We start from the raw sequence: 23,720 nt of genomic DNA on the forward strand, positions 1-23,720 counted from the left end.
CGGCCTTTGTTTTTGAGGGAGAAGGGTTGTATGACCGAGATGTCCGAGCCGACGATTCGTCTAGCGACGCCCGATGATGCGCCGGCGTTGCTTGCCATCTATGAGCCGTATGTGCGCCAGACGGCGATTACCTGCGAATACGAGGTGCCGAGCGTTGAGGAGTTCGCCGGGCGCATCGAGCGTACACTCAAGCGCTATCCGTATCTGGTGATGGAGCTGGACGGGCGTCCGGTTGGCTATGCCTATGTGAGTTCGCTCAACAGCCGCGAGGCATACGACTGGTCGGTCGAGACGTCGATCTACCTGGCGCGCGACGTGCGCCACGGCGGGCTGGGCCGCAAGCTGCACGATGCGCTCAAGCAATGCCTGATCGCGATGGGTATCACCAACATGTGCGCGCTCATTGCCGTGCCGCACGATAAGGACGATGAGTACCTGACGCACAACAGCCAGGATTTCCATGCCCATATGGGATATCGCTTGGTGGGCGCCTTCGATCGCTGTGCCCAAAAGTTCGGTCGCTGGTACGACATGTGTTGGATGGAGTTGGTCCTAGCCGAGCGCACACCCAACCAACCCAAACCAACCTGGTTCCCCGACCTCCCCAAACCTACCATTTAGGGACAGGTTAATTTTGGCAGGTTAGCCGATGGGCTCGGTGTATTTGGCGCGGTCGGTGCGTTGGATGCGCTTGGAGACATGGAGCGGTCGGCCGTCGGTGTCGTAGACGTAGTCGGTGATCAGGATCAGCGCCTGCCCGCGCTCAACGTTGAGCAAAAACGCCTCGTTTTGCGAGGCATAGCACACCTCAAAGGTTTTATGTCCCTGTGCCGGCGCGCGATGGAATTCCTGGCGCAGCGTGGCGTAGAGCGAACCGTTGATATCGCGATCGATGAGTGCTTCAAAGCTCGGTGGTAGATAGGTGGTCTCCAGGCACAGCGGCGCATCGTCCAGATAACGCAGGCGGACAAGTTTGACGAGCTTGCTGCCCACGGCGGCGTCAAAGAACTTGGCTATGCTGCCGGCCGCCTTGGCAAAGCCCGAGTCCACGGTGCGCGTGGTGGGCTTCATGCCCTGACCCTGGACCTGCGCCGTATAGCTCGAAAACACCAGGTTGTTCTCGTGGAGCGCGGGCGTGTCGGCCACAAAGGCGCCACGCCCGCGCTCGGTGCGCACCAGGCCCTCATCAACGAGCACCTTAAGGGCGTGGCGCACGGTGCTGCGCGACAGCCCCGATTCGTCCATGAGTTCCATCTCGGACGGCAGCTTGTCTTCGCGCGCGTAGACGCCGGCGGCGATGCGGTCACGCAGCATGCCCGCCAAGCGCTCGTATTGGGCCAGTTTCTTTTTAGACGAAGCTTTCATGCGATCAACCTGTATCTAACTTGTATGCGAGTCTAATCAAGCATGTATTCAATACAACAACAAAACTGCTGGTAACGAGAAGTCGAAAACCTTACCAGCAGAATTTCTAAGTCAAATATAGCATACAACTAGTCGACATAACCAAAACATGTATGTAACTTGTATGCCATCGAGAGCATCAAACGAGAAGAAAGGCTGATGCACGATGACTACTCAGGAACAGGTTAAGGATGTCGTCTCCCAGGTTTTGGCTGACAAGGCAGACAAGGGCGGCATCAAGCGCGTCGTGTGGATTGGCGCCGGCGGATCCAACGGCGGCAACTATCCTGCCCAGTACTTTATGGAGCACGAGGCCACGCAGGTCGTGAGCTCCAGCTACACCAGCAACGAGTTCGTGCACGCAACCCCCGCCTACGTTAACGAGAACACCCTGGCCGTCGTCGTGTCCATGCGCGGCACCAAGGAGACCATCGTCGCCGCCCAGGTCGCCAAGGACCACGGCGCCAGCACCATCGCCATCTATGTTGACGAGTCCGGCCTCACCGAGGTCTGCGACTACAAGATCCAGTACGACAGCTTGGCCGTCGACGAGTCCTGCATGGGCCGCACCAACTCCGCCGTCGTGACCATGATCGCCATGGAGCTTACGCAGCAGACCGAGGGCTATGCCGAGTACGAGACCGCTATGGCCGCCTTCGACTTGGTCGACCCCATCTATCGCAAGGCCGTTGAGTACACCCGTCCGCTCGCTGCCAAGTGGGCCGAGCAGAACGCCGACAAGCCCTGCATCAACGTCATGGCCCAGGGCCCGCTCTTTGGTGCCGCCTACGTCTTTAGCATCTGCAACGTGCAGGAGATGCTGCAGATCGACTCCTGCACCATCAACACCTGCGACTTCTTCCACGGCCCCTTCGAGATCCTGGACAAGCGCACCTCGCTGTTCCAGCTCATCAGCGTCGGCCGCAGCCGCTGCAACGACGAGCGCGGCATCCGCTTCGTCAACCAGTACGGTGGCGAGCGCGTCTATCAGCTCGACGCCAAGGAGCTCGGCCTCAACGACATCAAGGACAGCGTGAGCGAGTACTTCAACCACCTAATCTTTGCGCCGATCCTCAACAACGTGTACATGCGCGCTCTCTCTGCCGTCACCCACAAGGACTACATGACGCGCCGCTACATGTGGAAGCTGGACTACTAGGGGATAGAGCGGCCTAACAGCTCGATGTCCTCATAAGTTGCGGTGGAATAGTTCCTGCTTGGGGGCTTGAAGCCTCTATTTAGGAACTATTTCACCGCAACCGCCCAGTAATCCGCTGGGGGCGGAGGAAAACGGATCACTTATCCGCTCGCCGATTTGTGTCTTGAAAAATGTATATAACGACTATAACGTAGTGTGAAACATATTGGAAACAATACCGAGGAGGCTGCGTTGAAGAAAAGCAATCTGGGCTATGTGCTAGTGCTGATCGCCGCGCTTATGTGGGGCAGCATCGGAATCTTTGTAAACGGCATCTCGGCCATGGGCGTTTCGTCCCAGAGCATGGCTGCCTTTCGCTTGTTGGTCGGAGCGCTTATCTTGGCGCCGGTCCTGATGTTTATGGGCTGCCGTCCGGGTGAGGGGTCTACCGTGGCTCAGGGTCCGCTGGCCCTGTTCAAGGCAAGCCCTAAAGAGCTTGTTCCCTGTGCGCTTGTCGGCATCGTCGGTTTGGCCGCCGCCAACACCTGCTATTACGAGTGCATGGGCGAGGTGGGCATGTCCACGGCCTCGGTGCTGCTCTACACCTCGCCGGTGTTTGGCGTCATGCTCGGCCGCGTGCTTTATCGCGAGGACGTGACCCCCAACAAGCTCGTTGCCATTGTCTTTAACATCGTAGGCTGCGTGCTTGCAGTGACCAATGGCGACCTTTCCGGTTTTCATTTTTCGGTTTGGGGCGTCACGTCGGGCGTGATTGCAGGCCTTTGTGGTGCGTCGCTCGCGGTGTTTAGCCGAATAGCAACCAAGACGGTCCACCCGCTGGCTGTCACGTTTTGGGGCTTTGTTTTTGGCGGTGCGGTTATGGCAGCTATCGCGGCTCCGTGGCCGGATGTCGCCGCGGCAATGTCGCCACAGCTGCTGCTGCTGTTCCTTGGCTTTGGACTCATCCCCACAGCCGTTGCTTACATCTTATATATGCAGGGTCTGTCCATGGGGCTCGAGACATCGAAAGTTCCCGTCGTAATGTCTTTCGAGACGGTCGTCACCGTACTGGTGGGCATTGGTGTCTACGCCGAGCCCGCCGGCGCGATTAAAGTCCTGGGCATCGTGTTGGTGCTCGCGTCCATCCTGATTATGAACACCGACTTCTCCAAGCTGCGCAACAGTGTGTTTGTCGGTCATGTCATTGAGAGCATGACCTTTAAGTCCAACGCGTGGTGGACCGAAAAATCTCAGGACATGGATCTGTTTAAGGAACGCACCGGCATTGCGCTGGAACCCACCGTACAGGAAAGCCCCTGGTACTTCGTGCGATAGGGGATTGCGCGCAGGGTCTGACCTGGGGTTATCCAGCTAGCGCCGGCCTACCCAGTCCAACGTTTCGAGTACGTTAAACCCGTCAACGGTCGATTTTCACCCGCGAACGGTCTTTATACTAATTAGCAATATAAGCAACGTATAAGACGTTATAATGACCATAACGAAAAGGAGGAGGCAAGGTGAATCAGATCATTCTCGCATCTCATGGCGGCCTGGCCGCAGGCGCCAAAGACACGCTCGAGATGGTTCTCGGCGACGTGTCGAACGTCCACGTCGTGTCGCTTGCTCGTGACGACAAGGAGCCCATCACCAATAAGGTTGAGGCTATGATCGCCACGTTCAACGCGGACGACACCGTCTATGTGCTGACCGATATGCTCGGCAGCTCGGTCAACAACAGCATGGTCGAGCTTTCCAAGAACGGCACGAAGTTCACGGTTGTCAGCGGTTTCAACATCCCGTTGGCGCTCACGCTTGCTATGAGCCCCGCCCCCGTCAAGGGCGCCGAGCTCGCGGCCCTCATCAATGAGGCCCGCACCGGTCTGACCAACCCCAACGCACCGGTCGAGGCCGCCGCGGCTCCCGCCAAGAAGGCCAAGGCGTCCCGTCACAGCTCCGGTCCCGCCAAGATCGTCCTCGCACGTCTTGACTACCGTCTGCTGCACGGCCAGGTCGTCTTTACTTGGACCACCAAGGTTCAGGCCGAGCGCATCATCGTCGTCGACAACGCTGCCGCCAACGATGACATCAAGAAGGGCGCTCTTAAGCTGGCCAAGCCCCAGGGCGTGCGCCTGAACGTCTTCACCGTCGAGCGTGCCCTCGCCAAGATGGATAAGCTCAACACCCTCGGCGAGCGCGTCATGTTCGTCTTTGGCAACACTGCCGAGATGCTGCAGTTCTGTCAGGGCTACAAGCTCGACGCCATCAACCTGGGCGCCACCGCCAACCACGACGGTGCCGATCAGGTCGGCGGCAAGGACAGCTCCGTCTTCCTCGACGCCACCCAGAAGGCCGACGTCAACCAGCTGCTCGACATGGGCATCAAGCTCTATGTCCAGCAGACCCCTACGTATCAGAGCGTCGACATCGACGCCAAGCTGTAATCAACCAGGCTTTTGCCTGACTGAAAGGAGAAGGGTATGAATACGTTCATCAGTGCGGTGCTCGTCGGCCTCGTCGGCGTGTTCTGCATGTGGGACTCCCGCCTGCTCGGTCGTCTTAACTTCGAGCAGCCCCTCGTTGGCGCTACGCTCGTCGGTTTGCTGCTGGGCGATGTGCCCACTGGCCTTGCCGTCGGTGCCGCCGTCGAGCTCGTGTCCATGGGCCTGGTGCAGGTCGGCGCCGCCGTTCCGCCCGATATGGTCCTGGGCGGCATCGTGGCCGCTGCCTTCGCATGCCTGACCGATGCTTCCGCCGAGACCGCCATGACGATCGCCATCCCGGTCGCCGTCCTGGGTCAGCTCCTCGGCATTGTCTTCCGTTCCATCATCGCCGCCCTCACCCATGTGGCCGATAGCGCGATCGATAACGGAAAGTTCAAGACCGCCTACCGTATGCACATCTGCGCCGGCTCCGGTCTGTACGCCATCATGTACTTCCTGCCGATCTTCCTCGCCGTCTTTGTTGGCACCGACCTGGTTCAGGCCATCGTCAACATGGTTCCCGAGTGGCTGTCCACTGGTCTTAACGCTTCGACCAAGATCATGACCGCCTACGGCTTGGCCCTGCTGCTCACCATGATGATCAAGAAGGGTATGACTCCGTTCCTGTTCATCGGTTTCCTGCTCGCCGCTTACCTCAACCTGTCCGTCATCGCGGTCGCTCTGATCGGTGTGTGCCTGGCTGTCGTCTTCATGGGCTTCAAGTTCAACGGTTCCCATGCAGCCGCCGGTGTCGATTCCGACTACGATCCGCTCGAAGACGACGAAGACTAAGGAGGAACACACTATGGCAACCGCAACCAAGGACGTGTCCCTGAACAAGAAGGTCAGCCAGTTCTTCTGGCGCTCCTGGGCCATCCAGGCCTCTTGGAACTACGAGCGTCAGATGAACATGGGCTTCCTCTACGGCATGGTTCCCACGCTCGACCGCCTCTATCCGGACGAGTCCGACCCCAAGCAGCTCGCTGCTAAGAAAGAGGCTTACCACCGTCACATGGCGTTCTACAACTGCACCCCGCAGACGAGCGCCTTTATCCTGGGCCTCACCGCCTCCATGGAGGAGGAGTACGCCAAGGATCCCGAGAACTTCGATCCCGATTCGATCAACGCGGTCAAGACCTCCCTCATGGGTCCGCTTTCCGGCATCGGTGACTCCTTCTTCCAGGGTACCATCCGCGTTATCGCTTTTGGCCTGGGCGTTCAGCTGGCTCAGCAGGGCTCCATCATGGGCCCGATCCTGGCCATGCTCATCTCCATCGTCCCCTCTGTGCTGATCACTTGGTTCGCAGCCAAGATGGGCTATCAGGGCGGCCACGAGTACCTGAGCAAGCTTCAGGGCGGCGACCTCATGGAGAAGCTCATGTATGTCTGCGGCATCGTGGGCCTTATGTCCGTGGGCGGCATGATCGCTACGCTGATCGGCGCCACCACCCCGCTGCAGTTCGCTGAGGGCACCGTTGTTATCCAGGACATCCTGGACGGCATGATGCCCCAGATGATCTCCCTCGGCCTCACCGGCCTTATGTACTGGCTCATCAAGAAGAACGTCAACACCGGTTGGCTTCTCGTGATCGCCATCGTGGGCGGCATCGCCCTCTCCGCGGCCGGCATTCTGGCCTAGTCGCGACCAAGCGCCTAACCGCTTTCCCCCGGGGGCCTGCCTGGCATCCCATACCCCAGGCAGGCTTCCATCCCTATACGTGACAAAGGGCAGTCCCTTTGTCACATCCTCAACGGGCCGGCGACTCGGTCCAAACCACGGTAACCCTGCGAGCGCCCGGCAATGTGGCGCCGCAAAAATCGAAAGGAATGTGTCAGATGTACGAGATCGACCTTAACCTCCCTAAGCAGATCGTCGCTGACGTCCTGTCCAACCACGAGATCCACAGCGTCGCTTTCGTCGGCTGCGGTGCCTCCATGTCCGACCTGTACCCCGCCAAGTACTTCCTGGCCAACAACACGGACAAGCTGAACGTTCAGATCTTCACCGCTAACGAGTTCAACTACGACACGCCTTCTTGGGTCAACGAGCACACCTTCGTGATCACCTGCGCCCTCGGTGGCTCCACCCCCGAGACCGTCGAGGCCAACAAGACCGCCAAGAAGCACAACTGCCCGGTCGTCTCCCTCACCAACAAGGCTGGCTCCGCTCTGACCGTCGACGCCGACCACGTCATCGTCCACGGCTTCCATGCCAACTATGCCGCCAAGGCCGAGAAGCCCGCCTACGCCATCGCTCTTGCTCTCGAGATCCTTCAGCAGACCGAGGGCTATGATCACTACGAGGACATGATCACCGGCCTCAACAACATCTTCGAGCTGATCGAGAACGCTGCTCAGTCTGCCAAGGGCCTGGCCAAGCAGTTCGCTCAGGACTTCAAGGACGACAAGATGATCTACTTCATGGCCTCCGGTGCCTCCGAGAAGATGGCTTATTCTAACGCCGCCTTCCTGTTCACCGAGATGCAGTGGATCGACGCTGCTTCCTACAACACCGGCGAGTACTTCCACGGCCCGTTCGAGGTTTCCACCGAGGGTAAGCCCTACGTCTTCCTCATGTCCGACGGTGCTACCCGTCCGATGGACGCTCGTGCCCTCACCTTCCTGCAGCGTATGGGTGCCAAGGTCGCTCTGATTGACTCCAAGGACTACGGCCTGGCCGACGCTGTGCCGGCTAGCGTCCTCACCTACTTCAACCCGCTGCTGCACCTCGCCGTTATGCGCGAGTACGGCAACCAGATCGCCGAGGCCCGTCAGCACCCGCTGACCATGCGTCGCTACATGTGGAAGCTTTCCTACTAATCGCAAGTAAGTAGACCTTACGGGTTGATTGAGAGGGGATGGGGTTTGCGCCCTGTCCCCTTTTTGCTTTGGGGGGCGTGCCCGTTGCGCTGCAAAGCCCCAGATAAAACCTACCAAAATAAACCTGTCCCTTCTTGGCAGGTGGGAGGAGATGCGTATGATCAAAGCAGTGCTGTTTGACATGGACGGCGTGCTGGTCGATACCGAGTGGTTCTACAACCGTCGCCGCGTGGCGTTTATGGAAGAGAAGGGGTTCCACTTTGACGAGATTCCCGATCTTTCGGGGTCTAACGAGCCTGCCATTTGGGAGGCGCTGGTGCCCGACGATGTTGAGCTGCGCGAGCGCCTGCGCGTGGAGTACAAGCAGGTTTACAGCCCGGACCATCCCGTTCCGTATGCCGAGCTGCTCAACAAGCAGACGGAGCCGGTGATGCGCGAGCTGCACGAGCGTGGCGTGAAGTGCGCTATCGCGAGCTCGTCCTATCGCGAGCTGATCGACGAGCTGGTGGAGATTGCCGGTATCGCCGACGTGCTGGACTACACCATCAGCGGCCACGAGTGCAGCGCGTTTAAGCCCGACCCCGAGATCTACCTGCGTGCCATGGAGGCGCTGGGGGTGGAGTCTACCGAGTGCCTGGTTATCGAGGACTCGCCTTTGGGCATCGAGGCCGGCAAGCGCTCCGGCGCCCGCGTCCTGGCACTGCGTCCGCACGAAGGCGTCAACCTCGATCAATCGCGAGCCGATGTCGTTATCGACAATCTGACCGACATTTTGGCCGCTCTGTAGCGTCGATTCACCGCAAGAAGCACGGGTTCAAACGTTTTTTGCGGTGGACTGGCTCAATTCGGTTTCGATTTTGATCTGTTTGGCTTCGATTCGGGCTAAGTGAGTAGACTTTTTGGCGCAGGCCGAGCACAAAACATATCTTCCTTTGTAAAACCGCAGGTCACAGAGGTGGCTATTTTTGGGTGTGCTCGGCAGATCGTAAAAAGTCTACTCACTTGGAATTTTGCCCTTTGGTTGTGGGGGTTGCTGGTCCCGTTTTGGTCGTCGAGAGAGGGTGAATTGAAGCGCTCCCGCACGCTCCATGCTACAATCGCGGACATGCCCCACAACTACATCTGCCTTCGAAAGGAGCCTGCGTGGCGAACGCCATCGATCAACTCACGGATCGCGTGCTCGTGCTCGGCCGTCTCACCATCGTCCGCCGCGCCATCACCGCTGTGGCAGTCACCATTTCCGCCGTTCTCCAGACATTCCTGATCCAGGCGTTCATTCGGCCCGCCGACCTGCTTCCGAGCGGTCTTACCGGCGTCGCGGTCCTGCTCGATCGCGTTACCTCGCTGGGCGGCGTTCACATCGACATCTCGCTCGGTATGCTCGCGCTCAACATCCCTGTGGCGCTCCTATGCTGGAGCGGCATTAGCAAGCGCTTCGTCATCTTCTCGATGATGCAGGTCGTGCTCTCGTCGCTGTTCCTCAACGTCTTTCACTTCGCGCCGTTTTTGGGCGACAAGATCATGCTCATCATTTTTGGCGGCGTGGTCTCGGGTTTGGGCGCTGCCATCGCGCTTAAATCCGGTGCATCTACCGGCGGCACCGACTTTATCGCGTTATGGGTCTCCAACCACACGGGCAAGACCATCTGGGGCGTCATCTTTGGTTTCAACTGCTTTATCCTGGCGATCTTTGGCTTTATGTTTGGCTGGGACAAGGCGGCGTACTCCATCGTGTTCCAGTTTATTTCGACCAAGACAATCGACAGCTTCTATCGTCGCTACGACCGCGTGACGCTGCAGATCACGACGCGCAAGGCGGACGAGGTCATGACCGCCTATGTTGACCATTTTCAGCACGGCATTAGCTGCGCCGAGGTCATTGGCGGATACAGCCGCGAGAAGATGTACCTGCTGCACGCCGTTGTATCGACCTACGAGAGCCAGGACATTATCAAGCTGGTGTGCGACATTGATCCCGGCGCCGTGATCAACGTGTTCCACACGCTCAACTTTGTGGGCGGCTGGTGGGGAGGTCATGTCGACGAGCCCATGCCCGCGGCCGTTCCCGATCCCGACAAGCCCGCACGCATGGCCAGCAGGCAGGCGCGCCTCAGCGAGCAGGACAGCCTGCAGCAGGACGACGGCAAGTAGGGTTTTGGCATTTTGCCGGCCCGGCGCAACCCTGTCCGCTTGAGCCTCCCGAAAGCCTCGCTGCTTTCGGGAGGCTATCGTTTGCCCAGATAAAACCTGCCAAAATGAAGCTGTCGCTTTTTGGTAGGGAGGGTGTATCGTTTTATCAATATGAGGTAACATGAAACTAGACGTTATATACGTATTAGTTATTTCAATATTTCGATAAGAGTGATTAGATATGCCTGCGCCCAAAAATGCACCGCTTTACCAGCAGATTTACGACGAGATCAAGGATGCGATCGAGAAAGGTGTTTATGCACCCAAGGAGCGTATTCCGTCTGAGCTTGAGCTAGCCGAGCAGTACGACGTGAGCCGCATTACGGTGCGCCGCGCCGTCGAGGAGCTGTGCTCCGATGGCTACCTGGTTAAGCAGCAGGGCCGTGGCACCTTTGTCTCCACGCCGCACATCAACCGCCAGTTCCACGCTTCGACGCTGCAGACGTTTACCGCGCTGTGTGCCGATAATGGCATGAAGGCGGGCGCGCATGTGGTCGATCGCCAGATTGTGCCGGCACGTCAAAACGAGATGGAGTTCTTTGGCCTGCAGAAGGACGCGCTGCTGCTGCATATTAAGCGCGTGCGTACGGCCGACGGCGAGCCCATCTTTGAGGAGAACATCTTTGTGCCGTTTGACGCCTACCGTGAGCTGTTGACGGCCGATCTTGAGGACAAGTCGATTTTTGCCGAGGTCGAGCGTGTCGGCGGAACGCCGATTGTCTCGGTTGGCTACCGCACGGTCGAGGCCGTTCGTGCCAATACCGAGCAGGCGGCCGAGTTGGGCATTGCTCCGCACGATCCGCTGCTCAACCTGCGTGCCAGCTTTACCGGTCCCAATGGCGAGCCGGTCCTGATGGGTAAGCAGTACTACGTGGGATCGCGCTACGTCATGGTGATGTAGGGTTGGTTCCGCCGTTCTGACGAACGGCGGACCGGTCGACGCTGCGTGCCCGGCATTTGGCCAATCTGCCGTTCAATTTCAAAGGCGCGACCAGAAGGTCAGCGCCTTTTCATTTCATGGCACCTTGGCTCAAATGACGGGCGCTCGCTGGCATTGCCAAAACATCGGCGTTGCCTTGAATTAGCTACCCTTCACCAAAAAACGAGCGTCCAAAAATCCACGCTCGTCCCCTTCGAATCGCGCTGACTGTGGCTGGCGACTGCACGGCATCGGTCCGCGTGGCGGCGTATAATCGGCGGCAGATGACTTGGACGTTAGGAAACCATGACCGATAACATGCAGCGGATGGCGCTCGACACACTCGGCGCCTATTTTGGCTACACCTCGTTTCGCCCGGGACAGGACCGCATGGTCGATGCGATCCTTGCCGGTCGCGATGCGCTGGGTGTTATGCCCACGGGCGCCGGCAAGTCCATTTGCTACCAGGTGCCCGCGCTCATGCTGCCCGGCATCACCTTTGTGGTGAGTCCGCTGCTGTCGCTTATGGAGGACCAGACCCGTGCGTTGCTCGCGGCGGGTGCGCGACCCAGCTATCTCAACTCCAGTCTTACTCCGGCCCAGCAAAACACCGTGCTCAAGCGGGCGCGCGAGGGCCGCTACCAGCTTATGTACGTGGCGCCCGAGCGCCTGCTCGAGCCGCGCTTTTTAGCCTTTGCGCAGGAGGCCGCGGGTTCCTCCGGCATTGGCGTGCCGCTCGTGGCCATTGACGAGGCACACTGTGTGAGCCAATGGGGCCAGGATTTCCGCCCCGCTTACCTGCAGATTCGCGAGTTTATCGATTCCCTGCCGCAGCGCCCCATCGTGGCGGCCTTTACCGCTACAGCGACCGAGCGTGTGCGCGCGGACATTCAGCAGATGCTCGGCCTGCAAAACCCCGCGACGGTGGTGACGGGCTTCGATCGCAAGAACCTCTACTTTGGCTGCGAGGAGATGGGCGACAAGGCCAAGGCCGCGTGGGTGCGCGACTATGTGATCGCGCATTCGAGCGAGAGCGGCATCGTGTATTGCTCGACTCGCAAGACCGTCGATGCGCTGGCGGGTGAGCTTGCCGAGGCGCTGGGCCCCAGCGGCATTCGCGTTGGCCGCTACCATGCCGGTATGGGCAACGACGCCCGCCGCCAGAGCCAGCGCGCCTTTATCGACGACGACATTCAGGTGATGGTCGCCACCAACGCCTTTGGCATGGGCATCGACAAGCCCAACGTGCGCTACGTGATCCATAACAACGTGCCCGAGAGCATCGAGGCCTACTATCAGGAGGCGGGCCGCGCCGGCCGCGACGGCGATCCGGCCAGCTGCCACTTGCTGTGGAACGGCAACGATTTTCGCATGCGCCGCTTTTTGATCGATCGCGGCGATGCTGCCGACGAGGCGCTCGACGACGAGCAACGCGCGTGGGCGCTCCAGAATCGCTACCGCCTGCTCAGCCAGATGGAGGGCTACTGCAATACCACCGGCTGTCTGCGCGAATACATGCTGCGCTACTTTGGCGACGAGGCCGCGGCCGAGCACGCGGCTGCGGCTGGTGCGGGCGCCGCCGCCACGGACGACGTCGAGGGCTGCGGCAACTGCAGCAACTGCCTCACGCAGTTTGAGGTCGAGGACGTCACCGATATGGCCCGCGCTGCCGTGCGCTATGTGGCCACGCGCCCCATGCGCTTTGGCAAGTCGCTGATCGCCGATGTACTTCACGGCGGCAATACCGAGCGCATTCGCCAGATGAACCTGGATCAGGACCGTGGCTATGGTGAGCTGTCGAGCGAATCGGTCGGGCGCATCAAGGACATCATCGGTCAGCTGTGCGGCCGCGGTTATTTGGCTACCTCGCAGGGGCAGTATCCGGTCGTGGGTCTGGGCCCGCGCGCCGGTGAGGTCGAGGACGAGGCGTTCGCCTTTACCGTGAAACGTCGTGCGTCCAAGCGCAAGGCCTCGGCCCGCGCCCGCCGTGCGGTGGATTTGCTGCGCGAGGAGGCCGAGCTGGATCAGCGACCGCGGGTGGGCGACGACGCCGAGCTGTTTGAGCGCCTACGCGCCCTGCGCAAGGAAATCTCGGCCGAGCTGGAGATGGCGCCGTACATGGTCTTCTCCGACAAGGCCCTGCGCGGCCTGTGCCGCCTGCGCCCTCAGACGCGCGACGAGCTTATCCAGGTCAACGGCATCGGCGAGAAAAAGGCCGACGCCTTTGGCGAGCAGTTTATGGCGGCGATTGAAGAGTTTGAATCCGAGCATGCGCGGGATGGAGCGTAACGATGGTAGCCGACGATAAAACCGGCCGCGCTGGCGTGTCCGCCGTGCCGCTGTACCAGCAGGTCATGGACGACCTAAAGGGCGAGATCGCACGTGGCGTGTACGCAGCCGGCTCGCGCATTCCTTCCGAGATGGAGCTCGCGAAGTCCTATGGTGTGGGGCGCATCACCGTGCGCCGTGCCATCGAGGAGCTGTCACGCGCGGGGTATCTCAACCGCCAGCAGGGGAGGGGCACCTTTGTGTGCGCTCCCAAGCTCAAGCGCAAGATTCGCCAGAAGGGTGACGTCCAAAGCTTTACTGAGGGTTGTGCTGCCAACGACATGGTGCCGGGCGCGCGTCTGGTGTCGCGCACGGTGGCCGCGGCGACGCACGAGGATGCGGCGTTTTTTGGTGTGGAACCCGGCTGCGAGCTCATCGTGGTCGAGCGCGTGCGCACGGCCGACGGCATCCCCGTTATGCTCGAGAACAACGCCTTTGTGCTGGCCGACCATCCCTACCTGCAGACGCTGGCCGACGAGGACCTCACCGATAACTCGATCTTTGCGCTCGTTGCCGAGCATTCGGGTCGCGCGCCGCTCAAGTCCGACCCTTGCACCGTGGAGATTGCGCTTGCCGATGCTCAAGCGGCCCCGCTGCTGGAGGTGCCGGTCGGCGAGCCGCTCTTCTATATGGAGGCTTACTTTACCGATGAGGACGAGCGGCCCTTGCTGCTCGGACGCCAAAAGATCGTGGGCTCGCGCTACGTCTTCGACATCTAACGTCCACAGATAGAACAACATAGAACAAATTTGCAGAGATGACTTCACGGGCGTTGTTGCACGTGTTATAAATAGGACAACATAGAACGACAGCAGGTACGAGCTGCTGTCGCTCAAAGCCGCCCCACAAGGAGGAACATCACCATGAACGCACATGATCTGGTTCAGGAAATCATCGAGCGCAAGGGCAAGATTGAGAACGTCTTTTGGATCGCCTGTGGCGGTTCGATGATCGACCTGATGCCGGCCAACGAGCTGCTCAAGCGCGAGGCCACCGCGTTTACCTCGACGGTCTACACGGCACGCGAGTTTTGCCTGATGGCCCCCAAGAGTCTTGGCGAGAAGTCGCTCGTCATCGCCTGCAGCCACAGCGGCAACACGCAGGAGGTCGTCGACGGCTGCGAGATGGCGCTGGCCGCCGGTGCCGAGGTCGTTGCCCTCACCGACTGCGAGGGCTCCAAGATCGACAACGGCAAGTGGACTACCTGGGTCTACCCCTGGGGCGAGGGCGTGCCGCAGGCCGAGGTGCCGCAGGGCATCGGCGCTCTGATCGCCGCCGAGCTGCTCGACCAGCAGGAGGGTTACGAGGCGCTCGCCGACATGTACGAGGGCCTCAAGCAGATGGATGCCCTGCTGCCCGCTGCCCGCGAGAAGGTCAACGCCGAGCTGGGCGATCGCTTTGCCGAGCTCTGCCAGCAGCACAAGTTCTTCTATATCCTGGGCTCCGGACCCAACTTTAGCCAGACCTACGCCATGGCAATTTGCTCGCTCATGGAGATGCAGTGGCAGCACTGCTGCTACATCCACTCCGGCGAGTACTTCCACGGCCCGTTCGAAGCCACCGAGCCCGGCGTGTTCTACTTTGTGCAGCTTGGCGCGGGCGAGTGCCGCCCCATGGAGGAGCGCGCGCTTGCATTCCTCAACACGCACACCGATACGATCATGGTGCTCGACGCGCTCGAGTACGGCGTGGGCGACGTGCCCGCCAGCGTGCGTTCGTACCTGGAGCCGATCTTCTTCTACAACATGAGCTGCGAGCTGCGCGCCGCCCGCGGCAAGGTCTTCGACCACAGCCCCGAGGTTCGTCGCTACATGGGCATCGAGCAGTACTAGGTACCGGGAATTATCTTTTTTGACGGGGTCTGCGCTGCGCGCGGGCCCCGTTTTGCGTTGTGGCGGCTGGATTCGTGTCTGCGCGAAAACGAAGGTGAATACTTTTCCGCGAAGTGAACGACCTATTTTGGACCCACGAAGCATCCACACTTTTTGATGCCAAAACCGCAGGAAAAACTCGGCGAAACCGCTGGAAACGGCGTCTGAAAAGTGTCGATGCTTCGGGGGCTCGTTTTTGCTCGTTCACTTCGCGGAAAAGTATTCACCTTCGATTCGCAAGGGCGCTGCGTGAGTCAAAAAAGCGGGCCGCGCCGGGGATTTCCGGCGCGGCCCGCTTAGTATCGCGCTTAGATTCGCAAGGTTGCGGCAGCCAGCGGCCTACTTTGCGTCGTAGGCCTCAGCGTCCCACCAGTCGAGCTGGTCGATGTTGTCGCGGATGTGCTGGCAGCTCTTGTGGAAGCCCTCGAGCTCGTACTCGGACAGGTCCAGCGTGTAGACCTCCTCGACGCCCTCGGCACCGATCACGCACGGCAGGGAGGTAAAGATGCCCTCCTCGCTATACTGGCCGGTCATAAGCGTAGAGGCGGAAAGTACGGCGTGCTCGTTGTGCAGCACGGCGGCGCAGACGCGTGCGGCGGAGTTGGCGACGGCGTACTCGGTGCACTGCTTGCCCTGGTAAGTCACATAGCCGCCCTTGCGCGCGAGCTCCTCGACCTCCATGTGGTCAAAGGCGTACTTGTCGGGGTTCTCGGCCTGAAGCTCGTTGAGGCTCTTGCCGGCGATGGTCGCGGCCTTAAAGGCAGCCAGCTGGCTAAAGCCGTGCTCGCCGATCATGTAGGCGTCGATGGACTTGGGGCTCACGCCGACCTTCTTGGAGATCTCGGTGCGCAGGCGGGCGGAGTCCAGGCCGCAGCCCGAGCCGATGATCTTCTTGGGATCGTAGCCGGTCAGGTGCCACAGCTCGGTGCACACGACGTCGCAGGGGTTGGAGATGCTTACGAAGATGCCATCGAAGCCGGCGTCGACGATGCGCTTGGCAAAGGTGCGGGCGGCGTCGGTGGTAAAGAACAGCTCACCGTCACGGTTGCCGGCGGCCAGCGCAACCTTGCCGGCGGCGTTGACGATGACGTCGCAGCAGGCCAGCTCCTCGTAGTGGTCGTAGCAGTTGACGATCTTGGTGTTGTACGGGACAAACGAAAGGGAGTCGCGCAGGTCCTGGACCTCGGATGTCACCTTGGCCTCGTTGATATCGCACAGGTACAGCTCATCGGCAATGCCCTGCATGAGCAGGCTGTTGGCGACATGCGCTCCTACGTGGCCCTGGCCGACCACACCGATCTTACGCGTCTGGTACATATATGTATCCTTTCGGCCGAGTTTTTCGCGTCGAACCATTGTAGCGTCCTGCTGCCACTTTGCTAGGCTAAAGCGCCGTAGATTTTTGGGACATGCCTTAATTTCTACTTTTGGAGTGATTTGGGCCGCTGGCGGCATCGCGGGGCGATACACTCGCGCGGATGGGGCTGCTCGTTGTACCATAGCTGCAACTGACTCATAAGGAGCATCTATGCCCATTCGCATTCCCGACGCCCTCCCTGCCGCCGCGCAGCTCGAGAGCGAGAACATCTTTGTCATGACCGAGTACCGTGCGCTACATCAGGACATCCGTCCGCTGCGCGTGCTTGTCCTCAACCTCATGCCCACCAAGATCGCCACCGAGACGCAGATCATGCGCAAACTCTCCAACACGCCGCTGCAGGTGGAGGTGGACCTGCTGCGCACCAAAACGCACGAGGCCACGCACGTGAGTGCCGGCCACCTGGAGACGTTCTATCGCACGTTCGACGACATTCGCGACATCCACTACGACGGCTTGATCATCACGGGCGCGCCGGTGGAGCAGATGCCGTTCGAGGAGGTCGACTACTGGCCCGAGCTCTGCCAGATCATGGACTGGTCCACCACGCACGTGCACTCTACGCTGCACATTTGTTGGGGCGCGCAGGCTGGCCTGTACCATCATTACGGTATCCAGAAGTACGATCTGCCGGCAAAGGCGAGCGGCGTGTTCGAGCATTATCTGGTGAAGCCGCAAAGCCCGCTGGTTCGCGGCTTTGACGACCGTTTCTATGCCGTGCATTCGCGCAACACCGATGTGCGCCGCGAGGACGTGGAGGCCGAGCCGCAGCTTGAAGTCGTGGCCGTGTCCGACGAGGTGGGTCTGTACATCGTCAAGTCGACCGACAGCCGTCGCTTCTTTGTCTTTGGCCATCCCGAGTACGACACCGACACGCTGCGCCTGGAGTACGAGCGCGACGTGAAGCGCGGACTCAACCCCCAGGTGCCGGCGCATTACTTCCCGGGCGACGACCCTGCCGCCGAGCCGCGCAACGTCTGGCGCAGCCAGGCTCAGCTGTTCTACACCAACTGGCTCAACTACTACGTCTACCAGACCACGCCCTACGACCTGGCCCGCGCCGGCGAGGAGCACTAGGCTGCGATGGTACTGCTGTAGCCGTGGCTGCTGCCGCGGCTGTTGCTGTGCCGGCGGCGTGACGAGCATGGATTTTCGGACGGACGAGCGTGGATTTTCGGACGGACGAGCGTGGATTTTCGGACGTTTACAAATCGAGCGTGGATAATCTCCCATTTTTGGCCGAGGAACGGGCTCAAAGTGGGAGATTATCCACGCTCATTTTTTAGGTGTGTAGATGCCGATGGCTCGGCTAAGAGACGGTGCGTGAAGAGGCCAAGTCGCATTCGGCGTAGTCTCGTATCTCGACGGGTTTTTCTTTCTGATAATCCGATGGACACAGGCATCTAAATGTGGAGACAGGGACCTCTCGGTAAGGCTTCTGCCTGCAGATATAAGCCATCAGCCTAAAACGTCCAAAACCGTCAAGCATTTGGTCAGTGCCTGGACAGCATTTGGTTAGACTTCGCATGAAACCGTCTGGTACGTTTGCGCCGTTCCATGAGTTGGGAGGCGACATGGGAAACATGACGGCGAATCAAAGACTTACAAGTCACATTAAAGCATGCGAACAGCAGATGAGTTGCGTGTACGCGCGCACGGCGGCGGAGGCAAAGCAGATTGAGCGGCGGGTGGCGGCGGGAAGTCTAGAGGCGGTCATGCCGGGGCTGTATGCGCGTCCGGAATACTGGTCCGAGCTCAAGTTTCGGCAGCGTTATCTGCATCGAGTGCGGGCCCTTGCGCAAAAGCACCCCGACTGGACATTTTGCTCCTATACGGCGGCTGTTATCTACGGTCTTTCGGTTTCGCATGCCAATTTGACGCACATCCATATCGCCGTGGCACCGGCACAATCAACGACGCCGGGCTCTCAGGTCGTTCGCCATCGTTATGTTCGTCAAACACGGGCCACCCAGATGGACATTGCCGTGACCGATATCGATCAAACGATTACGGATTGCCTGGTCGATGCATCGTTTGTCGAGGGCTTGATCATTGCGGACTCGGCGCTCCATGAGCAGCTTTTGTCGAAGGAACATCTCGTTGAGACGGTCGACAAGCTTGGCCTGAATCGACGCGGTGTTGTGACGGCGCGAAGTGTTGCACGGTGTGCCGACGGCCTGTCGGAAAGCGGTGGCGAGTCCAAGGCGCGCGCCCTGATGATCGAGCGCGGCTGGCAGACGCCGGAGCTGCAAATTGAGCTGTTCGACCCGGTTGAGCCGGGACGGCCGTATCGCGTCGACTACTTGTGGCGCGTGGGAGATCGGCTGATCATCGGGGAATTTGACGGATTCGTTAAAAGCGAGAAGGCGGCGGAGGAGGGCAAGCTCGCAAAGGCGCAGTTTGATGAGCGCCAGCGCGAGTCGAGGCTTTCGCTGCTTGATAACTGCAAGATTGTGCGCTTGTGCTGGGATGATCTGAGGGATCCGGGAAAGCTTGATCGCAAGCTCAAAGTTGCCGGCGTGCCGCGTGCGTGCTGAGGCGGTTGCAGGGCGTTGAGTCGCACGAGCGTGGAAATCCGGACACACGAGCGTGGATAATCGGACGCTTGTTGAATGAGCGTGGATAATCTCCCGTTTTTGGCTCGCAAGGGGGTTCAAAGCGGGAGATTTTCCACGCTCATCGTGCAGGTGCGATGCAACGGCGGTTAGGCGCTGATGATGTGGGGTAGCGGCAGGTCGTGGGCGTCGGTGGGAACGCGGTCGACACGCTGCTCGTCAAAGGCGATGCCGATGATTTGACATGCGGGCGAGAGCATGGACAGGTAGCGGTCATAGCAGCCGCCGCCGTAGCCCAGGCGCGCGCCGGTTTGGTCGAAGGCCACGAGCGGCACAACAATCATGTCGAGTGCTTCGGCAGGCACGATGGGGAAGCGGTCGCTGTCGATGTCCGTGGCCGCGAAGGCCCGCGCGGGGTGGGCGATAAACGGGGCCGCGGACGCATCGTCGGCGGCAACTGCTCGCATGCGCATGCGCTGGCCACAAGCTGCGGCATCAATTGCCGAGAACATGCACGGATAGGCTACGCGCCAGCCGCGCGCGGCGGCCGCAGCGGCAAACGCGGCAGGGTCTGCCTCGGAGCCCATTACGGCATAGACTGCAACGGTGTGCGGGGCTGCGGGATCCGAGCTGCCCAGCAACTCAACAAGCCGCGCACAGATAACGGCAGACTTCGCCGCCCGCAAGTCCAAATCAAGAGCATCGCGCCGAGCAATCACTGCCCGCCGCAACTCAGCCTTATCCATCCCAGCTCCCTCTCCCAAACCTACCAAAAAGGGACAGGTTTATTTTGGCGGGTTTTATCTGGGCAAACACCCAAACCACCACACAAATCATCGCAAAGGGGGCAGCTCATGGACACCTTCGTGGGTTTTGACGAAGAGCAGGTGTTCGCGGCGGTTTGTCTCGATCTGTAACAGTTACTCGGCAAAATCGGACCTAGATGTTACAGATTGAGACAAAGGGCCGGCGTCATCCGGAAACGTCTCGATCTGTAACATCTGGAGCCGATATTGCCGTCTTGGCGTTACAGATCGAGATAAACCGACAGACTGCGGCAAAAGAAAAGGTAGATTTTCAGGCATGTCCCAAAAATCTACCTTTGTTGTGGTTAGCTCAGCAGGTCGACTACGTTGAAGCCGGCGTTGCTCTTGGCGATGACGTCTCGGCCGCCAAAGACACAGGTGGGCGACTCGGCTGCGATGCGCGTCACGTCGGCGCCGAGCGAGCGCAGCTCACCGGGCGTGGCGGCGAGCATCTGGGCGCGGCGCTCCTCGCGTGCGTGCGGATCGAGCCCAGCCAGGTAGGTCGTGTTGCGGCGCTTGGTGAGCGCATAGGGCTTCACCGGCGCGTCCATGCCGCTCACGCAGCTCACGATAAAGCCCTCAAAGGCGGCCTCGTCGGGCTCAAAGCTGCCGAGCCATTCGCCCGCGCGCGCCACGCGCTCAATCGAGGGGTCGATTGCCGGGTCGCGGTAGGTGTAGAACGCCGCCTGTCGCTCGCCTTCCGCGCGGAATCCGCAGCCGTACGCACCGCCCTTAACGCGGATCTCGTTCCACAGGTAGTCGTAGGAGAGCGCGTTGGCGGCAACCGCCCAGGCGCCCGTCACGTCAATGCCCAGGCGACGTGGGTCGCACGCGCTTGCCGCAAAGCAGATGTCGCTGGGGATGACAAAGGCCTCGTGGCGGTCGCGCGGCGTCGGCACCACGAGCGCGTTGCGGCCGGCATCGGTGCTGTCGCCAGCGCCCAGCCCCAGGTCGCCCGCGGCGGCCCAGTATGCGTTAAAGTCCTCGTCGCTGCCGGTAAAGCTCGCCATGCAGCCATCGGCCACAAAGATGCGGCCTGCCAGCTCGGCAAGCTTGGCGCGCAGGTCGTCGACGCGCTCGTCAAAGTGGTCGAGCAGGTCGCGCAGGAACAGGTAGAAGTCCACGCCCGAAAGCTGCTCGCGAACCACGGCCGAAGGCGAGCTGTAGCTCATCGCGCGACCGAGTGCCGCCGAGTGACCGTTGTTGATAAAGCCCTGCTCAAGTCCAATGCGAATCTGCGTGAGCACGTCGCGCACGCGGTCGGCGTCGGCATCGAGCAAAAGCGTGCTCGACCACACCTCGCGCGGCAGGCTCGCTAGCGCATCGATCTTCTCGGACAGGGCGCCGGCGCTCACCAGCAGGTAGGGACGCACGCCGTCCACGTCGGGCTGGGTCATGACCTCGGTCGTAAAGCTCAAAAAGCCCAGCTTGCCGGCGAGCACGTTGTCGAGCTCCTCGGCCGAGTGCTCGCTCGTGGGCAGCTGTTTGAGCAGGCGGCAGAGCAGCGTCACATAGGGCAGGTCCTCAAATGCGACGCAGCTCAGGTCAAAGTACTGCATGGCGTAGGCCAGACGGTTGGTGGGGATGCCGTGGCGCAGGCAGGGGATGGGCGCAGTCGTGTCCACGACCAGCGGCGGCTCGGGGCGCGCCTCGCCAATGTCGGAAACGCGCAGGTGCGGTAGCGTGGCCTTGGCCTCGAGCGTGTCCTCGGCCTCCTGTGCGGCACGCAGCACGGCCGTGCGCTCGACCACGTTGGCCAGCTCGGCATTGGTCATGGCGTCGCGCTTGGCTGCTAGCTCGGCGGCCTCGGCACCCTCTGCGCCCTCGGCGGCGTCCACCGGCACCAGCTCGACCAGCGCCATATGGTCGTTTTCCAGCACCAGCTCGCGCAGCAGGTCCTCAAAGTAGCTGCCGTCCAGCTCGCCACGCAGCTCCTCGTACACCGGGCCGTACTTGAGCGCCAGCGTCGCGGCGTCGTCATCGTAGAGCCAGGTGCTCAGCGCGTCGCACGCAATGGCCACGCCGTCGGCGATACCGTAGTCGCGCTGGCGCAGGTCGTACTCGTTGCTGCTGATGATGGCTTCCAGGCGCTCGCGCGGAACGCCGTGCTCGCACAGGTCGCGGCAGGCGTCTTGGAACACACGACGCAGCTCGCGCGCCACGCCGGGCTGCGCGTTTTGCAGCATGATGAGCTCGTAGGGCTGCAGGCTCTCGGCCGCGGTGTAGCTCACCACGTTGCCGCCCAGGCCGGCGGCCAGAATGGCCTTCTTAACCGGCGCTTCGTTGGAGCCCAGCAGCGCCTCGAACAGGATATCCGCCGCGATCGTACGCTTGCGATCGAGCGCGCTGCCCAGCACAAGACCCAGGCCAACCAGGGCGTTCTCGGGCGTGGTGGCCATCTCGACGCGCTTATACTCGCAGGTCACGGGCGCTTGCACGCCCAGCGGATTGGGCGCCAGCGCGGACGGGTCCTCGCCGGCGGCAACGGCAGCGTCCATGCGGCGGCTCGCGGCACTCGGCTGCGACAGATAGCGCTCGTCCAAAAAGGCCAGCGCGCGGTCCACGTCCAGGTCGCCGTAGAGCGTGATGTAAGAGTTGGAAGGATTGTAGTGGCGCGCGTGCGTGTCCAGGAACTGCTCGTAGGTGAGCGCGGGAATCGCGCGCGGGTCGCCGCCGCTCTCGTGCGCATAGGCGGTGTCGGGATAGAGTGCGGCGTTAACAGCATCGTCCAGCACGCTCATGGGGTCGGACAGCGCGCCCTTCATTTCGTTGAACACCACGCCGTTATAGCGCAGCGTGCCCTCGCGCAGGCTGGCGGCGCTGCCTTCGCCCTCGGCGCCCTCCGGCAGGTCCAGCTCGTAGTGCCAGCCCTCTTGCTCAAAAATGGTGGGCTTGGTATAGATGGCCGGGTTGAACACCGCGTCCAGGTACACGTCCATCAGGTTGTACAGATCCTGCTCGTTGGTGGTGGCAACGGGGTAGATGGTCTTGTCGGGGTAGGTCATGGCGTTGAGGAACGTCTGCATGGAGCTCTTGATCAGGTCGACAAACGGCTCCTTGACAGGGAACTTGGCCGATCCGCACAGCACCGAGTGTTCAAGAATATGGAACACGCCGGTGGAATCGGCCGGCGGCGTCTTAAAGCCAATGGCAAAGGCCTTGTTCTCGTCGTCGCACGCCAGGTACAGTAGGCGAGCGCCCGAGGCGGTGTGGCGCAGCACGTAGGCGTCCGAATCGAGCTCGGGCACGGTCTCGCAGCGCTCGACGGCAAAGCCGTGGCAGGTGGTGCCAGGCACCAGCAGTGCGGCGGCAGCGGCGCGCGGGTCGGTTGAGGTGGTGGGCATATGCAGTCTCCTTTGACGCCCCAGCGGGGGCGAATCGAGTCGAATCCTCGAGAGTATACCCATATGGGGCCGCGGCTCTGCGGCGAACTGAAGACGATGCCAGCGGATTGGGCATAGGTCCCGCGTGCCCGCCGCACGAGCGTGGAAAATTGGACACTCGCCAAACGAGAGTGGATATTCGGACGGACGAGCGAGGATTTCCGGATACCTATCGAACGAGAGTGGATATTTGGACGGAATTTGCCGCAAAAGCCCCAAAAACCGTCCAAATATCCACTCTCGATATCCGACCGTCCGAAAATCCTCGCTCATCCATCACTTGCGTATCTCTCGTCTCTCATTCGTCTCTAATATGAAAGATGACAGGAAGATGAGAGAAAAATATGAGAGATAACTGAGCAGCAAAGAGACAGGCAATCATGGTATTGTCTCAATACCGATTGTTCTACCAGCAAAAATATGTATAGATGAAGCAAATGGTAGACAT

19 protein-coding genes are annotated in these 23,720 nt (G+C 60.6%); 15 read left to right on the plus strand and 4 right to left on the minus strand.

All coding sequences use genetic code 11. The features are described 5' to 3' along the window. Nucleotides 1-30: 30 nt before the first annotated feature. The gene (locus tag PMX60_RS06900) at nt 31-621 is read left to right on the plus strand and encodes a GNAT family N-acetyltransferase (protein WP_271747335.1); all 591 of its coding nucleotides are present in this window, start codon (nt 31-33) and stop codon (nt 619-621) included. Between the two features lie 21 nt (nt 622-642). On the opposite strand, the gene PMX60_RS06905 is transcribed toward PMX60_RS06900, so the two are convergent. Further along, nucleotides 643-1,365: a GntR family transcriptional regulator gene (locus PMX60_RS06905; protein ID WP_271747336.1), complete on the minus strand. Its 723-nt coding sequence runs from the start codon at nt 1,363-1,365 to the stop codon at nt 643-645. 205 nt (nt 1,366-1,570) lie between these two features. On the opposite strand from PMX60_RS06905, the gene PMX60_RS06910 reads away from it, so the two are divergent. From PMX60_RS06910 to PMX60_RS06965, 12 genes are all read left to right on the plus strand, one after another. Next, nucleotides 1,571-2,563: an SIS domain-containing protein gene (locus PMX60_RS06910; RefSeq protein ID WP_006235139.1), complete on the plus strand. Its 993-nt coding sequence runs from the start codon at nt 1,571-1,573 to the stop codon at nt 2,561-2,563. A gap of 231 nt (nt 2,564-2,794) precedes the next feature. Continuing rightward, nucleotides 2,795-3,877: a DMT family transporter gene (locus PMX60_RS06915; RefSeq protein ID WP_271747337.1), complete on the plus strand. Its 1,083-nt coding sequence runs from the start codon at nt 2,795-2,797 to the stop codon at nt 3,875-3,877. A 182-nt stretch (nt 3,878-4,059) separates the two neighbouring features. Continuing rightward, nucleotides 4,060-4,983, plus strand: coding sequence for a PTS sugar transporter subunit IIAB (locus PMX60_RS06920; RefSeq protein WP_271747338.1), 924 nt, complete (start codon nt 4,060-4,062; stop codon nt 4,981-4,983). A 36-nt stretch (nt 4,984-5,019) separates the two neighbouring features. After that, on the plus strand, nt 5,020-5,814 hold the full coding sequence (locus PMX60_RS06925) for a PTS mannose/fructose/sorbose/N-acetylgalactosamine transporter subunit IIC (RefSeq protein ID WP_271747339.1): 795 nt from the start codon (nt 5,020-5,022) through the stop codon (nt 5,812-5,814). A 13-nt stretch (nt 5,815-5,827) separates the two neighbouring features. Next, on the plus strand, nt 5,828-6,661 hold the full coding sequence (locus PMX60_RS06930; RefSeq protein WP_006235135.1) for a PTS system mannose/fructose/sorbose family transporter subunit IID: 834 nt from the start codon (nt 5,828-5,830) through the stop codon (nt 6,659-6,661). Nucleotides 6,662-6,858: 197 nt separating this feature from the next. Then, nucleotides 6,859-7,842 (plus strand): SIS domain-containing protein, encoded by a 984-nt coding sequence (locus PMX60_RS06935; RefSeq protein WP_271747340.1) that lies wholly within the window; start codon nt 6,859-6,861, stop codon nt 7,840-7,842. A gap of 157 nt (nt 7,843-7,999) precedes the next feature. After that, nucleotides 8,000-8,629, plus strand: a complete 630-nt coding sequence (locus PMX60_RS06940; RefSeq protein WP_271747341.1) for an HAD family hydrolase — start codon at nt 8,000-8,002, stop codon at nt 8,627-8,629. A gap of 356 nt (nt 8,630-8,985) precedes the next feature. Then, nucleotides 8,986-9,993 (plus strand): YitT family protein, encoded by a 1,008-nt coding sequence (locus PMX60_RS06945; protein WP_271747342.1) that lies wholly within the window; start codon nt 8,986-8,988, stop codon nt 9,991-9,993. A gap of 220 nt (nt 9,994-10,213) precedes the next feature. Continuing rightward, entirely contained in the window at nt 10,214-10,933 is a 720-nt protein-coding gene (locus PMX60_RS06950) for a GntR family transcriptional regulator (RefSeq protein ID WP_271747344.1), read from the plus strand. Between the two features lie 324 nt (nt 10,934-11,257). Continuing rightward, a complete protein-coding gene (locus PMX60_RS06955; protein ID WP_271747345.1) occupies nt 11,258-13,240 on the plus strand; it encodes a RecQ family ATP-dependent DNA helicase in 1,983 nt (660 codons plus the stop codon). A 2-nt stretch (nt 13,241-13,242) separates the two neighbouring features. After that, nucleotides 13,243-13,998, plus strand: a complete 756-nt coding sequence (locus PMX60_RS06960) for a GntR family transcriptional regulator (protein ID WP_271747346.1) — start codon at nt 13,243-13,245, stop codon at nt 13,996-13,998. 144 nt (nt 13,999-14,142) lie between these two features. Next, nucleotides 14,143-15,111, plus strand: a complete 969-nt coding sequence (locus tag PMX60_RS06965; RefSeq protein ID WP_271747347.1) for an SIS domain-containing protein — start codon at nt 14,143-14,145, stop codon at nt 15,109-15,111. Nucleotides 15,112-15,489: 378 nt separating this feature from the next. Here PMX60_RS06965 and PMX60_RS06970 read toward each other — a convergent pair whose 3' ends face one another. Further along, nucleotides 15,490-16,467 (minus strand): L-lactate dehydrogenase, encoded by a 978-nt coding sequence (locus PMX60_RS06970; protein WP_271747348.1) that lies wholly within the window; start codon nt 16,465-16,467, stop codon nt 15,490-15,492. A gap of 211 nt (nt 16,468-16,678) precedes the next feature. Between PMX60_RS06970 and metA the strand changes: the two genes are divergently transcribed. Next, on the plus strand, nt 16,679-17,605 hold the full coding sequence (gene metA / locus PMX60_RS06975) for a homoserine O-acetyltransferase MetA (protein WP_271747349.1): 927 nt from the start codon (nt 16,679-16,681) through the stop codon (nt 17,603-17,605). 497 nt (nt 17,606-18,102) lie between these two features. Continuing rightward, entirely contained in the window at nt 18,103-19,065 is a 963-nt protein-coding gene (locus tag PMX60_RS06980; protein ID WP_271747350.1) for a hypothetical protein, read from the plus strand. Between the two features lie 167 nt (nt 19,066-19,232). Here the strand turns inward: PMX60_RS06980 and PMX60_RS06985 are convergent, their stop codons facing one another. Beyond that, a complete protein-coding gene (locus PMX60_RS06985) occupies nt 19,233-19,829 on the minus strand; it encodes a 5-formyltetrahydrofolate cyclo-ligase (RefSeq protein WP_271747351.1) in 597 nt (198 codons plus the stop codon). 365 nt (nt 19,830-20,194) lie between these two features. Then, on the minus strand, nt 20,195-23,233 hold the full coding sequence (locus tag PMX60_RS06990; protein ID WP_271747352.1) for an insulinase family protein: 3,039 nt from the start codon (nt 23,231-23,233) through the stop codon (nt 20,195-20,197). Nucleotides 23,234-23,720 lie beyond the last annotated feature (487 nt).

Source organism: Collinsella aerofaciens, assembly GCF_028206995.1.
In the GTDB taxonomy this organism is placed as follows: Bacteria; Actinomycetota; Coriobacteriia; order Coriobacteriales; family Coriobacteriaceae; genus Collinsella; species Collinsella aerofaciens_AQ.

Coding starts and splice junctions, on each gene's coding strand:
- PMX60_RS06900 (WP_271747335.1), top strand. CDS start 31: ATGACCGAGATGTCCGAGCCGACGATTCGTCTAGCGACGCCCGATGAT.
- PMX60_RS06905 (WP_271747336.1), bottom strand. CDS start 1,365: ATGAAAGCTTCGTCTAAAAAGAAACTGGCCCAATACGAGCGCTTGGCG.
- PMX60_RS06910 (WP_006235139.1), top strand. CDS start 1,571: ATGACTACTCAGGAACAGGTTAAGGATGTCGTCTCCCAGGTTTTGGCT.
- PMX60_RS06925 (WP_271747339.1), top strand. CDS start 5,020: ATGAATACGTTCATCAGTGCGGTGCTCGTCGGCCTCGTCGGCGTGTTC.
- PMX60_RS06930 (WP_006235135.1), top strand. CDS start 5,828: ATGGCAACCGCAACCAAGGACGTGTCCCTGAACAAGAAGGTCAGCCAG.
- PMX60_RS06935 (WP_271747340.1), top strand. CDS start 6,859: ATGTACGAGATCGACCTTAACCTCCCTAAGCAGATCGTCGCTGACGTC.
- PMX60_RS06940 (WP_271747341.1), top strand. CDS start 8,000: ATGATCAAAGCAGTGCTGTTTGACATGGACGGCGTGCTGGTCGATACC.
- PMX60_RS06950 (WP_271747344.1), top strand. CDS start 10,214: ATGCCTGCGCCCAAAAATGCACCGCTTTACCAGCAGATTTACGACGAG.
- PMX60_RS06955 (WP_271747345.1), top strand. CDS start 11,258: ATGACCGATAACATGCAGCGGATGGCGCTCGACACACTCGGCGCCTAT.
- PMX60_RS06960 (WP_271747346.1), top strand. CDS start 13,243: ATGGTAGCCGACGATAAAACCGGCCGCGCTGGCGTGTCCGCCGTGCCG.
- PMX60_RS06965 (WP_271747347.1), top strand. CDS start 14,143: ATGAACGCACATGATCTGGTTCAGGAAATCATCGAGCGCAAGGGCAAG.
- PMX60_RS06970 (WP_271747348.1), bottom strand. CDS start 16,467: ATGTACCAGACGCGTAAGATCGGTGTGGTCGGCCAGGGCCACGTAGGA.
- metA (WP_271747349.1), top strand. CDS start 16,679: ATGCCCATTCGCATTCCCGACGCCCTCCCTGCCGCCGCGCAGCTCGAG.
- PMX60_RS06980 (WP_271747350.1), top strand. CDS start 18,103: ATGGGAAACATGACGGCGAATCAAAGACTTACAAGTCACATTAAAGCA.
- PMX60_RS06985 (WP_271747351.1), bottom strand. CDS start 19,829: ATGGATAAGGCTGAGTTGCGGCGGGCAGTGATTGCTCGGCGCGATGCT.
- PMX60_RS06990 (WP_271747352.1), bottom strand. CDS start 23,233: ATGCCCACCACCTCAACCGACCCGCGCGCCGCTGCCGCCGCACTGCTG.